Source organism: Halomonas huangheensis, assembly GCF_001431725.1.
Lineage (GTDB): Bacteria > Pseudomonadota > Gammaproteobacteria > Pseudomonadales > Halomonadaceae > Halomonas > Halomonas huangheensis.
Genome location: NZ_CP013106.1, coordinates 827,718 through 841,380 on the forward strand (window position 1 = coordinate 827,718; position 13,663 = coordinate 841,380).

The 13,663-nt window shown below is 58.3% G+C and carries 11 protein-coding genes and 1 riboswitch; of the genes, 8 read left to right on the plus strand and 3 right to left on the minus strand.

Going from position 1 to position 13,663, the window contains the following annotated elements:
- The first annotated feature begins 184 nt into the window (after positions 1–184).
- Together acs and AR456_RS03795 are read left to right on the plus strand one after the other, a co-directional pair.
- The gene (acs, locus tag AR456_RS03790) at positions 185–2,134 is read left to right on the plus strand and encodes an acetate--CoA ligase (protein ID WP_031208434.1); all 1,950 of its coding nucleotides are present in this window, start codon (positions 185–187) and stop codon (positions 2,132–2,134) included.
- Positions 2,135–2,321: 187 nt separating this feature from the next.
- Positions 2,322–2,984 carry a response regulator gene (locus tag AR456_RS03795; protein ID WP_021820024.1) on the plus strand — a complete coding sequence of 221 codons (663 nt, stop codon included), beginning with the start codon at positions 2,322–2,324 and terminating at the stop codon, positions 2,982–2,984.
- An 11-nt stretch (positions 2,985–2,995) separates the two neighbouring features.
- On the opposite strand, the gene AR456_RS03800 is transcribed toward AR456_RS03795, so the two are convergent.
- The gene (locus AR456_RS03800) at positions 2,996–3,952 is read right to left on the minus strand and encodes a LysR family transcriptional regulator (protein WP_021820025.1); all 957 of its coding nucleotides are present in this window, start codon (positions 3,950–3,952) and stop codon (positions 2,996–2,998) included.
- A gap of 210 nt (positions 3,953–4,162) precedes the next feature.
- Here AR456_RS03800 and AR456_RS03805 point away from each other — a divergent pair, with 210 nt between their 5' ends.
- Together AR456_RS03805 and AR456_RS03810 are read left to right on the plus strand one after the other, a co-directional pair.
- The gene (locus tag AR456_RS03805; RefSeq protein WP_021820026.1) at positions 4,163–5,659 is read left to right on the plus strand and encodes a CoA-acylating methylmalonate-semialdehyde dehydrogenase; all 1,497 of its coding nucleotides are present in this window, start codon (positions 4,163–4,165) and stop codon (positions 5,657–5,659) included.
- Between the two features lie 380 nt (positions 5,660–6,039).
- Positions 6,040–6,142, plus strand: a riboswitch (TPP riboswitch).
- Positions 6,133–7,521 carry a sodium:solute symporter family transporter gene (locus AR456_RS03810; protein WP_021820027.1) on the plus strand — a complete coding sequence of 463 codons (1,389 nt, stop codon included), beginning with the start codon at positions 6,133–6,135 and terminating at the stop codon, positions 7,519–7,521. It overlaps the preceding riboswitch by 10 nt.
- 30 nt (positions 7,522–7,551) lie before the next feature.
- Here the strand turns inward: AR456_RS03810 and AR456_RS03815 are convergent, their stop codons facing one another.
- Both AR456_RS03815 and AR456_RS21740 read right to left on the minus strand, forming a co-directional pair.
- Entirely contained in the window at positions 7,552–8,217 is a 666-nt protein-coding gene (locus AR456_RS03815) for a hypothetical protein (RefSeq protein WP_021820028.1), read from the minus strand.
- Between the two features lie 136 nt (positions 8,218–8,353).
- Positions 8,354–8,638: an XRE family transcriptional regulator gene (locus AR456_RS21740; RefSeq protein ID WP_081694699.1), complete on the minus strand. Its 285-nt coding sequence runs from the start codon at positions 8,636–8,638 to the stop codon at positions 8,354–8,356.
- Positions 8,639–8,917: 279 nt separating this feature from the next.
- Between AR456_RS21740 and AR456_RS03825 the strand changes: the two genes are divergently transcribed.
- From AR456_RS03825 to AR456_RS03840, 4 genes are all read left to right on the plus strand, one after another.
- Positions 8,918–10,342: an APC family permease gene (locus AR456_RS03825; protein ID WP_021820030.1), complete on the plus strand. Its 1,425-nt coding sequence runs from the start codon at positions 8,918–8,920 to the stop codon at positions 10,340–10,342.
- A gap of 182 nt (positions 10,343–10,524) precedes the next feature.
- Positions 10,525–11,727: an L-2-hydroxyglutarate oxidase gene (gene lhgO, locus AR456_RS03830; protein WP_021820031.1), complete on the plus strand. Its 1,203-nt coding sequence runs from the start codon at positions 10,525–10,527 to the stop codon at positions 11,725–11,727.
- Between the two features lie 293 nt (positions 11,728–12,020).
- A complete protein-coding gene (locus AR456_RS03835; protein ID WP_031208435.1) occupies positions 12,021–12,983 on the plus strand; it encodes a TAXI family TRAP transporter solute-binding subunit in 963 nt (320 codons plus the stop codon).
- Entirely contained in the window at positions 12,983–13,636 is a 654-nt protein-coding gene (locus AR456_RS03840; RefSeq protein WP_021820034.1) for a DUF1850 domain-containing protein, read from the plus strand. Before AR456_RS03835 ends, AR456_RS03840 begins: the two co-directional genes overlap by 1 nt.
- The last annotated feature ends 27 nt before the right edge of the window (positions 13,637–13,663 follow it).

Below are 13,663 nucleotides of genomic sequence, written 5' to 3' on the forward strand. Positions count from 1 at the left end.
TGCTGGAACAGGAAGAAATAAATATCTAAGTCTTTGTTACAAAAAAGAAAAATACTCATACCAATGTCTAAGGGGATTCCCTCGGTAGGCGACGTTATGCTGGGGGTCGTCTTTATGGTGCCGGTCGTGCATGGTTGACGGTCGGCAGACATGTTTCGAAGGCTACTCCAAGGACAACTGCACCATGAGCGATCATCCCCACGTTTATCCTGTTTCTGATGACGTTGCCAGCAAGGCATGGGCTGACAAGGCCACCTACCGAAAGCTCTACCAGCAGTCAGTGGAGGATCCACAGGGTTTCTGGAAGGAGCAGGCAGCGCGTCTCGACTGGATCAAGGCACCCAGGACCATCAAGAACACTTCCTATGCCAGCGGCAATGTCGACATTCGCTGGTTCGAGGATGGCACGCTCAATGTCAGCGCCAATTGCCTGGATCGACATCTAGCGACTCGCGGTGATCAGACGGCCATCATCTGGGAAGGCGATGACCCCAATGAATCGGCTCATATCACCTACCGTGAGCTGTATGAGCGTACCTGTCAGCTGGCTAATGCGCTGAAATCCCTGGGGGTAAAGAAGGGCGATACCGTCACCCTGTACATGCCGATGATCCCTGAAGCCGCCATGGCCATGCTGGCTTGTGCGCGTCTCGGTGCAGTGCACTCGGTGGTCTTCGGTGGCTTCTCTCCCGATGCGCTCGCGCAGCGCGTCAAGGATGCGGCTTCACGCGTTGTTATTACCGCTGATGAGTCGGTGCGCGGTGGTAAGCAGGTTCCGCTCAAGGACAACGTGGATGCTGCTCTGACGCGTGATGGCACTGACGTGGCCGAGACGGTGCTGGTGGTCAAGCGCACCGGCGGCGACATCGAGTGGAACGAAGGCCGCGATGTCTGGTATCACGAATTGGTCGATGGTCAGTCTACCGACTGCCCGGCAGAAGAGGTCAATGCCGAGGATCCATTGTTCATCCTCTATACCTCCGGGTCTACCGGGACTCCCAAGGGGCTCAAGCATACCTCTGGTGGTTATCTCGCCTATGCCAGTCTGACGCATCAATATGTGTTCGATTATCGTGACGCCGAGGTCTATTGGTGTACGGCGGATGTGGGCTGGATTACCGGCCACAGCTACATTGTCTACGGGCCACTGGCCAATGGTGCCACCACCCTGATGTTCGAGGGTGTGCCCAGTTATCCGACCCATGGACGTATGGGCGATATCGTCGACAAGCATCAGGTCAGCATTCTGTATACGGCGCCGACTGCGGTGCGTGCGTTGATGGCACATGGCGACAATGTCATGGACTCCAGCAAGCGCGACAGCCTGCGTTTGCTGGGCTCGGTTGGTGAGCCGATCAACCCCGAGGCCTGGGAGTGGTACCACCGGGTGATCGGTAACGGAAAATGCCCGATCGTTGATACCTGGTGGCAGACCGAGACGGGCGGCATCATGATCACGCCGCTGCCCGGCGCCACTGATCTCAAGCCTGGCTCGGCAACACTACCGTTTTTCGGTGTGCAGCCGGCACTGGTCGACAATGAGGGGAATCTGCTCGAGGGGGCCGCCGATGGCAACCTGGTGATTCTCGATGCCTGGCCGGGGCAGGCCCGTTCGATCTGGGGGAATCACGAACGTTTTGTTCAGACGTATTTCTCCACCTATGAAGGCATGTACTTCACAGGAGACGGCTGCCGACGTGACGAGGATGGCTACTACTGGATCACAGGCCGTGTCGATGACGTGCTCAATGTTTCCGGGCACCGTATGGGCACTGCCGAGATCGAATCCTCGCTGGTGGCACATGACGCCGTGGCTGAAGCCGCAGTGGTCGGCTTCCCGCACGACATCAAGGGGCAGGGTATCTATATCTATGTGACCCTGACCGATGAGGTCGAGCCGAGCGAGGAATTGCGCAAGGAGCTGACGCAGTGGGTGCGCAAGGACATCGGTCCGATTGCCTCACCGGATCATATCCAGTGGGCGCCAAGCCTGCCCAAGACTCGCTCCGGCAAGATCATGCGCCGCATCCTGCGCAAGATTGCGGCCAACGAATGTGATGGCCTGGGCGATACCAGTACTTTGGCTGATCCATCGGTAGTCGATGATCTGATCGAGCATCGCGCGATCCGCTGATCTCTCGTCAGAACTCGCAATCCAGCGCCGGCCTTGGGGTCGGCGCTGTTTTTTGTGGCTGGCGTTGACTACGATCCCTCTTCTAGTCTTGGGAAGCTGCCACCCATGGGGTAACATGCTGTCAAACAAGAGTCTTGCGTTGCGGCGTGTGGCCTGTATCGCTGCATCGGAATCCGGAGGAGAATCCATGGCCTTTGCCCAGAAATTCATCGTCGCCGATGACCATCCGCTGTTCCGTGCTGCTTTGACTCAAGCACTGCGACAGTTGGCTCCTCAGGCCGAAATTGTCGAAGCTGACACTATGGAAGCGACTACCGAAGTCGTGACCCGTCATCCCGATGCCGACCTGATCCTGCTTGATCTACACATGCCGGGAGCGCATGGCTTTTCCGGCCTGATACAACTGCGCGGGCAAACACCGGACATTCCGGTTGCGGTCGTCTCCGGGAGTGATGAAGTACATGTTGTGCGCCGTGCCATTGACTACGGTGCGTCAGGCTTTATTCCCAAATCGTCGTCGTTGGCGTTGATAGCCGAGGCGGTAGGGGAAATTCTCGAGGGTGAGGTGTGGTTACCTGAGGAGATGGCCGATGCGCTTGGTGATGCTGATGAAGAAGACACACGTTTTGCCGAGGCTATTGCATCTCTGACACCTCAGCAGTTTCGTGTCCTCAACATGCTGACAGAAGGCTTGCTCAACAAGCAGATAGCCTACGAACTGAATGTGTCTGAAGCTACTATCAAGGCACATGTCACCGCCATTCTTCGCAAGTTGGGTGTGCATTCACGTACCCAGGCTGTGATTGCCGCGCAGAAGCTCGAGGTGGAACCCCCGCGCGTGGAATCCTGAATCGAGGTAGATCAAGGCCCTGTCGTCGATTCGGTCGGCAGGGTTAATTGATCATGAATGCCCATCAGAAAGTTCTGGTTGATGGCCAGCGCTTCGCGTAGGAAATCCCATACCAATCGAACTCTGGAAAGCTGTCGTTGCTCCTGACGCGCAGTAATCCAGAACGCCCGCACTACATCGACTTCATTCTCCAGTATCGCTTGCAACTGTGGGCGCTCGGCACACATGAAACACGGCAGGATACCCAGTCCGGCACCGCTGAGAGTAGCACTGAGCTGAGTGGTGACGCTGGTGCTGCGCATGGTGAAATGCGCGCGGTGACCTTGCTGAGCCTCACTGCCCAGTAGAGGATCGAGGTAGTTGAGCTGGTCGCTGAAGATCAAGTCATCGACATAGCCGATCAGGCGGTGTTGGCTCAGCTCGCCAAGTTGCTGCGGCAGGCCGTGGCGTTCCGCATAAGGCCGGCTGGCATACAGCCTGAGGCGATAGTCACAGAGGTGAGAGGTGACCAGACTGGGATTGCTGGGGCGCTCAATGGTGATCGCCAGGTCCGCTTCATGACGATTGAGGTTCACCATACGTGGCAGTGTCAGCAGGTCCAGGGTCACGCCGGGATGTCGCTCGGCAAAGGCCGTGAGCAGGGGAGCGACGACCCAGGTACCGAATCCTTCGGTGACGCCCAGTCGCACCTGTCCTTCGAGCTTCATATTCTGGTTGGCCAGACTATCCACTGCCTCATCGGCATGCTGAGCCATCAGCTCGACGTGAGCCTTGAGGCGTACACCCGCTTCGGTGAGTCGATAACCATGGGTGCTGCGCTCGAATAGCTGCGTGTTCAGGCGTTGTTCGAAACGGCGGGTGCGTCGCGACAGCGTAGAGTGATCAAGCTCCAGGCGTCGGGCGGCATCGGCCAACCGTGAGTGTCGCGTCACTTCGAGAAATATCTGCATATCCTGCCAGTCGAGCATGAAATCTCCGGTAGCAGCGGTTGTGCATGAGTGCACAAGCAGTGTGCCTGGCAGGGCATTGTTTCACCATCCGACCTCTGGCTAGACTCCTGTCATTCAGCGGCCGTGCTGATCTGCACGCGGCGGCGCCTGCGGTCGAAACGCTGTCTATGCTGATGGTAATGCGATCAGCACATCAAACACGACAATGACAATTATCGGAGTACGTTCATGTCCATTCGTGAAATTTCCATGATCATCGATGGTGCGGCTGTCACCTCCAGCAGTGGCGAGTGGCGTGATGTGGTCAATCCCGCGACGCAACAGGTCGTCGCTCGGGTGCCATTCTGTAGCCTCGATGAAGTCGATCGCGCGATTGACAGCGCCCGTGACGCCTTTGTCAGCTGGCGCAAGGTACCGCTGGCGAAACGTATGCGTATCATGCTCAAGCTCCAGGCGCTGGTTCGCGAGCATACCGGCGAACTGGCGGCACTGATCAGTGAAGAGCACGGAAAGACACTGCCCGATGCCGAAGGCGAAGTGGGCAGAGGCCTGGAAGTCATTGAACACGCCTGCTCGATTACTTCGCTGCAGATGGGGGAAGTGGCCGAGAATGCTGCCAGCGAGGTAGATGTCTATACCCTCAATCAACCGCTGGGAGTCGGAGCGGGGATCACTGCCTTCAATTTCCCGGTGATGTTGCCCTGCTTCATGTTCCCGATGGCAATTGCTACCGGCAACTGCTTCGTGCTCAAGCCCTCCGAGCAGGACCCCAGTTCGACCATGCGTCTGGTGGAATTGGCGTTGGAGGCTGGTGTGCCTGCGGGTGTGCTCAACGTGGTGCATGGTGGACCCGAGGTTGCCAATCGGCTCTGCGAGCACCCGGATATCAAGGCAGTATCGTTCATCGGCTCGACCCAGGTGGGTACTCAGATCTATCGTCGTGCCGGTGAGACCGGCAAGCGTTGCCAGGCAATGATGGGCGCCAAGAACCATTGCGTGGTCATGCCGGATGCCAATCGCAGCCAGTCGATCAATAATCTGCTCGGCTCGGCGTTTGGTGCGGCAGGGCAGCGTTGCATGGCGAACTCAGTGGTGGTGCTGGTCGGCGAGGCTCGCCAGTGGTTGGAAGACATCGTCGCTGGAGCGCAGGGTATGAAAGTGGGGCCAGGTACTGATCGACAAGCAGATCTGGGACCGTTGGTGTCACCCCAGGCGAAGGCGCGGGTCGAATCGTTGATCGCTGATGGCGAGCGCGAAGGTGCGAAACTACTGGTGGATGGGCGCAACTGTAAGGTCGAGGGATATCCAGAGGGCAACTTCGTTGGCCCGACAGTGTTTTCCGGCGTGACTGCCGACATGACTGTCTATCGTGAGGAGATCTTCGGGCCGGTACTCTGTGTGGTGGAAGTCGAGACGCTGGATGAAGCGATTGCTTTCATCAATGCCAACCCCAATGGCAATGGCACGTCGATCTTTACCAGCTCCGGATGGGTAGCGCGGCGTTTCGAGACCCATATCGATGTTGGTCAGGTCGGTATCAACGTACCGATCCCGGTGCCGGTGGCATGGTTCAGTTTCACGGGATCGCGGGGCTCGAAACTGGGCGACCTGGGCCCCAACGGCAAGCAGGCCATCCAGTTCTGGACCCAGACCAAGACAGTCACTGCTCGCTGGTTCGAACCGGAGAATGTCTCCAGCGGCATCAATAGCACGATATCGTTGTGAGCGACGAGCGACGAGCCGTGTGGGTTGTAAGAGGTGAGAGGTGAGAGGTGAGAAGTAAGAGGTGAGAAGTAAGAGGTGAGAAGTAAGAGGTGAGAAGTAAGAGGTGAGAAGCAAGAAATGAGAAGCAGGAAGTAAGAAAGTCACCCCGCTCCGCGGCTTTTACCTGTGAGCCAAGGAGCGGCACTGCAAAGCTCGAGGCTCGTAGCTCTCGGCTGGTGATGGTAGCATCGACGGGCGGTTTCATTATGTCTGCCCGGCGTTTGACACAGGTGGGCAGATATACCAGAAACGCTGTCTGGTGTGTTCGACAAGAACCGTCGAGATGTATGCCTCCAGGCATATGAATTCATGCTTATGCATGGAGTGAACTGACAATTCGATTCTGTCGCCAGGGGAGTCCCGAAGGGACTGAGAAAGCCACCGTGCTGACCCTGGAACCTGATCCGGTTGATACCGGCGGAGGAAGAGCGACCATGACCTACTTGACGATAGCCGTCCTTGGGGCGGCTTTGCTTGGTTTTATCCTGCTTGGGTTGGCAGCCCGCCGCCCGGAAACCCGGGCCGATGATTATCTGACCGCGCGCAATAGCCAGTCATCAACCACCTTGGCGTTATCCTTTGTCGCGTCTGGCATGGGCGCCTGGATACTATTCGCGCCTCCTGAAATCGGTGCCTTTGTCGGCCCGTTGGCAGTAGCCGGTTATGCGGTCGGTTCCGCGCTGCCATTCATTGTGCTGGGGCTGTTCGGTCCTGCAATCCGCCGGCGTCTGCCACAGGGACGCAGCATTGCCGAATTCGCTCAGGATTGTCACGGTGCCGTTGTTCAGCGCTGTGTCGCGTTTATCTCCATTCTCTATATGGCCTGCTTCCTGGCTGCCGAGTTGACGGCCATTGGTGCCATTACTGAGCTGTTGTCGGAAGTGCCTGGGGTCTGGGTCATTCTGGCGGTGGCGCTATCGACGCTGTGCTACACCACGATCGGCGGCTTGCGTGCCAGCCTTGCCACCGACCGTTGGCAGGCGCTGTTGCTGATCATGCTGCTGGTTATCGTTGTCGGAGTCGTGTGGCGCAGCGGTCTACCGACACCGGCAGTGACTGAGTCCTGGTCGTCAGCACCGCCGGAGGCAGCCCTGTCGGTGGCTTTGACGCTGGTGATTGCGGTCACCGCCGCTAACCTCTTTCATCAGGGCTATTGGCAGCGTCTGTGGGCCGCGCGTGATGATCGCTCTCTGGTGCGAGGTGCCTGGCTGGGGGGCGGTATCACGGTTGTGGTGGTGGCAGTGGTTGGTGCGTTGGGCATGTGGGCGGCTGTGGCAGGACTGGAACTGGGGAGCCCGCCGATTCCCTTCTTTGCCTTGCTTTCGGCGGCACCGGCCTGGCTGGCGTTGTTGGCGTTGGTGCTGGCAGTGACCCTGGTCGCTTCCAGTGTCGATACATTGCAGAACGGGCTGGCATCACTGCTGGTGTCCAGTAGCGGCTCGAACCGCATGTCGTTGACGGCTGCCCGCTGGATCACCGTTCTGGTCATGTTGCCGGTGGTACTGGTGGCGCTGCAGGGCGTATCAGTGTTGCGCCTGTTCCTGATTGCGGACCTGTTGTGTGCCGCCATCGTCGTACCGGTCATGCTCGGGCTCTGGGCTCGTATGGTGCCTGCTGCAGCCATGGCGGGAGGTGCTGCGGGACTCGTGGCGACCATCGTGCCGGGATGGCTGGCACATGGATCGCCACAGGCAGGGTTGCTGGCCGCCAGTTTCCCCGATGGCATCCCGACGTTGGCGCCTTTCGTCTATGCACTGCTGATCTCGACACTGGTCAGCATCGGTGTGGCATTGTTGAGCAAAGGGCAGCCGAAGGAAGCTTGATGCTGCCGCCCTGGTGCTGCTCTTGCAGTATTACTGCACCACGGAGCGCAACAGGTCCTGCAGGCCACCGCTCTGGCTGGGTAGTGCGAAGGTGGCCGGGGCCGGGGTTGCCGAGGACAGCGAGGACACCTCGAAACGGTCGCCGAAGCGCAGGATACCCATGCCGCGTTCGCGGAGCGTGGCGGCGACCGGGTCCGCATGTCCGGTCAGAACCTGCTGATAGCGATCGAATACGCCAAGCAGTTCCTGAGCGGGTTGCTCGGCGCTCAGGACCAGACGGTCCTGACGGACTTCGCCATCACTATTGACCCAGTCGAGTTGATACACCTCTCCCAGAATACCCGCCACGGTTTGGGTTTCCCCTGTGGCGGTCAGTGAGTTCACGCTCTGCGCCTGGTAGCTGCCTAATTGAGAGCTATCAGCACCGCCCAACTGACTGAGCATGGACTGCACGTCGCGGATGCCGAGTACAACGGTCTGACCGCTGATATTGGCGACGACGTGGCCCTTGCCATCGCGCATCAGCAGGTAGCCTCGGGCGGCGTGTTCCGGGAAGTCCACGCGCAACTGGTCACCCGCCCAGCGCGCAACCACGGCGCTGTTGGGGTCGCCATCACCATCGACAAGTGTTGCCTGGCCATCGGCGAAAGCCGCCAGTGGCAGGCTGGCCAGAAGGGCAATAAGAATGCGGCGCATGGGAGAACTCCTGTAAGGGTGGTCAGCTATGGGCAAGCAGACGCCCAACAGCGCCCGATGATCGATGATCATCGGGCAGCACGATAAAGGCATGAGCACATGCTTGTTGAGCGACGGCGCTACTCAGCAACCGGGCTCAGGAAGGCGAAGCCTGTCCGCTGTCTATGATCCGGCGGATGGCTTGAAGTTCATCACAGGTAAAATGTTCGAGTTTTCCCGCCAGGAGGTCGCTGATCTTTTGCATCGGGATGCCAGCGCGGCGGGCAATCTCACGACTACCGAGATCGGATACGGCGATCAGCCGTGTAACTATGCGCATTAGGCGAGTGCGTTGTTCCAGGTCCCTGACATCGAGGTCAGGGCATCGTCGAGGAGGCGGTTCGAGAGCGTCTGCTCGAGACGAGGAATATGCGGTACTCATGGTGCTCCAAAGGGCGATTTTGACACCTACAGCATGCAACCTTTTGCAACCTTTCGCTAGTCCTGATTTGCTCGTTTTGTGCCATATTTCTTGCGCCTTGTGTGAAGTACTGAATCTACGGCAGTTTCATGCCGAAGCATGCTGAATGGGACATCAGGCCACGATGAAAAACGTCGATACTCCTTGTTTCTGTATGATATTTTGAATTTCAGACATAACAACAACAGGCTCACCTGCTTCTCACTGGATAGAGAGCAAGAGTTCAAGGAGGTAACCGATATGAGCGACACCTCACGTCCTTCGGAATTGACTCGGGTGCTGGCGCGAACAGACGTGTTGGCGCTGGCCTTCGGGGCCATGATCGGTTGGGGGTGGATTGTAATGACCGGCAACTGGATCGTTTCGGCTGGCAGTGTCGGTGCCATGTCGGCTTTCCTGCTTGGTGGTCTGGTGATCGTGCTGGTTGGGCTGACCTATGCCGAGCTGGCCTCTGCCATGCCTCAGGTTGGGGGAGAGCACGTCTACAGTTACCGGGCCATGGGCCACTTTGCTTCCTTTCTGTGTACCTGGGCCATTGTGTTGGGCTATGTCAGTGTGGTGGCCTTCGAAGCGGTGGCACTACCAACGGTGGTCGAGTACCTGTTTCCGTCCTATGCGGTGGGTCATATGTGGACCATCGCCGATTGGGACGTCAAGGCGACCTGGGTGGCAGTGGGCATGGCGGGCTCGATCATCATGACACTGATCAACTATGTCGGTGTGCGTACAGCGGCATTGGTCCAGAAGGTCGTTACGTTGTTGATTCTTGTGGTCGGTGTGATGTTCATTTCCGGGGCCTTGTTCGAAGGAGAGCTGGGAACCTTGCAACCCCTGTTCCATGCCGAGAACGGCGTAGTAGGCGGGATCATGCTGGTGATCATCATGGTGCCGTTCATGTTTGTCGGCTTCGATGTGATTCCGCAGGCGGCTGAGGAGATCAATCTGCCGTTTCGCGAGATCGGTCGGGTGCTGATGGTGTCGGTTATCCTCGCGGTATTCTGGTACGCGCTGATCATTTTCGGCACTTCACTGATGCTGTCCCCCAAGGCCCTGGCCAACAGTGATCTGGCGGTGCCTGATGCCATGCAGGCGGTCTTCCAGGCGCCCTGGGCGGGCAAGCTGATGGTACTGGCGGGTATTGCCGGTATCCTGACCAGTTGGAATGCCTTTTATATTGGCGGTTCCCGCGCCATCTATGCGTTGGCGCATTGCGGTATGCTACCGGCCTTTCTCGGCAAGCTGCATCCGCGCCATCGGACGCCGGTCAATGCCATCCTGCTGATCGGCATTCTCTCCAGCTTGGCGCCATTGCTGGGGCGTTCCGCGATGGTCTGGCTGGTTGTCGCCGGAGGGCTTGGTATTGTCATCGCCTATCTGTTTGTTTCGTTGTCTTTCGTCATTCTGCGTCGCCGAGAACCCGACCTGGAGCGGCCATTCCGTGTGCGCCATCCGCGTCTGGTCGGTTGGTCAGCAGTGCTCCTGTCGCTGGCGCTGATTGGTCTGTATATGCCCGGTAGTCCTTCGGCCCTCAAGCCCATCGAGTGGGCCCTGTTTGCTGGCTGGATGGCGTTGGGTCTGGGCTTGTACCTCTGGTCACGACAGCGTTACGGCACCGATTTCAGTGCACGTCAGATGCGACGTGAGGTGCGTGCAGGGCAGAAGTGAATAGCGGGATGAGGTCTGCTCGACTAGCGAAGGAGTAGTGGCGCTGCTCTGTGCGTTGATTGGCTCAAGGCCACTGGTCTGAGTTATAGATGGGGGGCGGGTAATGAATTGTTCATGAGCCGCCTGCAAGCTATCCCGCCGCTGGGGCGGAGCCTGTGGTCGGATCAACAACGAGTATTTCAATGTACGATTTCATCATTATTGGCGGTGGTATTCTCGGGATGTCCACCGCCATGCAATTGAAACGGGCCTACCCTGAAAAGCGCATGCTGTTGCTGGAGAAGGAGCAGGGGCCTGCTCGCCATCAGAGTGGTCACAACAGTGGTGTTATCCATGCGGGTGTCTACTACACCCCCGGTAGCCTGAAAGCGCAATTCTGTCTTGAGGGCAACCGTGCCACCAAGGCCTTCTGTGATGAGCATGCGATTCCCTATGAAAGTTGCGGCAAGTTGCTGGTGGCGACCAATCCCCTCGAAGTTGAGCGCATGCAGGCGCTGTGGGATCGCACTGCAGCCAATGGCCTGGAGCGCGAGTGGCTGAGTGCAGAGCAGTTGGCTGAGCGAGAGCCGAATATTGCAGGTGTCGGTGCGATCTTCGTGCCGTCCAGTGGCATCGTTGATTATTCCCTGGTCACGCAGGCCATGGCCGAGGAGTTCGAGCGTCAGGGTGGAGTGATTCGCTATGGCGAGGCGGTCTCCTCGCTTGAGGAACGCCGTCAGGAGGTGCTGGTGACGACGTCGAGTGAGACTCATTCGACGCGTTATCTCGTGACCTGTGCCGGGCTGATGGCCGACCGGATCATCCGCATGCTGGGACAGGCACCGGGCTTCACCATCTGTCCGTTCCGAGGTGAGTACTACCGCCTTGCTGACCAGCACAGTCAGATCGTCAATCATCTGATCTATCCGATTCCCGATCCCAGCATGCCATTCCTCGGCGTGCATCTGACTCGCATGATCGATGGTAGTGTGACAGTGGGCCCCAATGCGGTTCTGGCATTGGCTCGAGAGGGCTATCGGCGTCGCGATGTATCGCCCCGAGACCTGGCGGGCATGGTCACTCATCCGGGGTTGCTCAAGGTCTTGTGGCGCCATCTGAAACCTGGCATGCACGAGATGAAGAACTCGCTGTCGCGTCGTGGCTATCTCGATGAAGTGCGCAGGTATTGCCCGAGTCTTGAGCTGGAGGATCTCGAGCCCTGGCCTGCCGGGGTGCGGGCGCAGGCGGTTTCGCGTGATGGAAAACTGGTCGATGACTTTCTGTTCGTCAACACACCACGAACCGTTAATGTCGGTAATGCGCCCTCTCCGGCAGCGACATCGGCCATTCCCATCGGTGCGCATATCGTTGGCAAGGTGCGAGAGCAAGTCGAGAGACAGGTGTGAAAACCGGTAGCGTTGCATTGACTCAGCGTCGAAAGGGCAAATGTGGCAACGCATCCAGGCACTTGCTAGCTTGCAGGAGCGAATGACGTTCGATAAACATGGAGGGGAGCAGGCTGACTCATGTGGTCTTGAGTCAGCAAGCCCTGGAGCTGGTTTTCGGTACCGAACTGGCGACAAGGGAAATGACCAACCTCAGACATCCAACTACGTATCATGTTGATGGCTGATACATTGAGTACGCCCACAAGGCCAACGACCAACAACAAGTCCCCAGGTCGGGACGGAGGAAACACATGCGAGCTATAAAAATAGCAGTGGCAGCGTCACTATTGCTCTCAGCGCAGGCGGCGGTAGCCCAGCAACAGATTTCCATTGCCACCGGCGGCACCGGTGGTACCTATTACCCCTATGGTGGTGGTCTCGCTGAGCTGATCAAGAACCATATCGAAGGTTATGATGCCGTGGCCGAGGTCACTGGCGCGTCGGTGGAGAACATGGGGCTGGTGTGGCGCGGTGATTCCGACCTCGCGTTGGCGCTCGCTGACACCGTGTATCAGGGCTATACCGGGACCGGTGACTTCGAAGGCCGCCAGCTCGACAACATTCGCGCCATCGCCTCGATCTATCCCAACGCCGTACAGATCGTGACCATGGCCGATTCCGGTATCGATTCTCTGGACGACCTGGCCGGCAAGGTGGTTTCCGTCGGAGCCCCGGGCAGCGGCACCGAGCTCAATGCCCGGGCGATTCTCGAGTCCAACGGCCTGACCTATGACGACTTCGATGCTCGTCGCCTCAACTTCAATGAGACCGCTGATGCGCTGCGTGATGGCGACATCGATGTCGGTTTCTGGAGTGTTGGTCCGCCCACCAGCTCGATCCTCAACCTTGCAACGACTAGTGACGTGCGCCTGATCGGCCTGACCGATGAGGAAATGACCAATGCTCGCGAAGAGGAACCGGTGTTCGCTCCCTATGAGCTGGCTACGGGTCTCTATGAGGGTATGGAGGAGCCAGTACAGACGGTCGGCGTACCTAATGTGCTGATTACCAGCAGTGAGATGGATGAAGAGCTGGCGTATCAGGTCACCAAGGCGCTGTTCGAGCATACCGATGAGCTGATTGCGATTCACCCGGCGGCCAACGATACCACGGTGAAATTCTCGGTGGATTCAACGCCGATTCCGTTCCATGCCGGTGCATTGCGCTATTACGAAGAAGCGGGCGCAGAGATTCAGGACAAGCAGCGTCCTTGATGCGTAAGTTCGGAAACTCGAAGTATTTGCTGGGGCGGGCCATCAGGCCCGCCCTGGTTGCGCTGGGGATGGGAACTCTGTCTGGAATCGCCATGCTGCCAGTTTCCGCACAGGTGTCTCACGCTGCATGGTTGCAGGTTACTGCTGAGGATGGCGTTGCCCTGATCAGTGTTCCAATGCCCGAAGGCGCAGGCTGGTGTCTCGCCTGGAACCATTCGGTGGAGGGGTTCGAGGTACTGGATTGCTATCGTAACGTCAGCGATAACATGGTGCTGGAGCGCAGCCATCTCCCGGACTTTGCCGCCGGACTGGACCACGTGCTCGGACGTGGCCGTCAGGTATCGGATGGGGAAGATGGTTACTGGATCGAAGATATTGACGAGCCAGTGCCCGGCAATCGCTATCGCCTGCGCGTTGGAGCCATGCGTGTCGATCATCGCCTGGTCAGTCGTGGCCAGCCGATGCTGGAGACGCTGATCGAGCATGCCCGCGAGACCTGCGGTGATTCGTTGCCGGCATCGCTTCCGGCTGCCGAGACGCCGATCAGCATCAGTGAATTGGCAGCCAATCAGGCGGTGACGGTGGCGTTGGTTCCCTGTGCTTTCGAAAACATTCAGGACGGCGAGAAAATTCAATGCTGCCCCTCACAATAATCATGGCTTGCGGCCGGAATTGTTCCG